The organism is Vibrio sp. 378, from assembly GCF_033339435.1.
On sequence record NZ_JAWOUO010000881.1, the window covers coordinates 1 to 582 of the forward strand.

Sequence of the window (582 nt, forward strand, 5' to 3'; positions counted from 1 at the left end):
CGGTCAGTTCTCCGACCCACGTCATCGATTCTTGAGTGCAAACGGGCAACACGACTTCGCCAGAGTATTTTCCAGGCGCTATTTTCTTGAGGAGAAACTTCGGCTCGCCCATTTCCATTTCTCTTCCTGAAAGGCTCAGAACCAACTGCTCTGCGTCACTTTTGTTCCACTCGACATCGAATTTAGCAGGAATAAGGGGCTGAGCATTATCGACATTGAGTGTCATGGTGACACCTTGTTGGACACATGCCGTTGTCGAGAGCAGGCAGTACTCATCAAGTGGTTTGACTGTCGAGGAAGAAGAGAAACTCTTGAGCAGCGTCGGAGCGTAGAATCCCGCAACGAGTGCGACCGCAATGGCGGCAATTTTTAACACTTTCATTAAGGTTCAGCATTTATCACTTAACATTAACCGCATCGTAGCACATATGTGTAACTCGCCAAGGCGTCTCCTCGACAATTTGTGCGTTATACCTAAATGATTTTGAGATGAATGAGTTAACGACTCATTGTGAGTCGGACTTAGGTTGAGAGCGTGTGCCGAACTACCGAATTGGTGGATTTCTTCTACGCCCTAAAAAC

Annotated in this window: 1 protein-coding gene; it reads right to left on the reverse strand. The window is 47.3% G+C overall.

The genetic code is table 11. From position 1 onward, the window contains the following. Positions 1–382 (reverse strand): hypothetical protein (locus R7Q48_RS29380; protein ID WP_318133888.1); only part of this gene is annotated, 382 nt, incomplete at its 3' end. Positions 383–582: the final 200 nt, after the last annotated feature.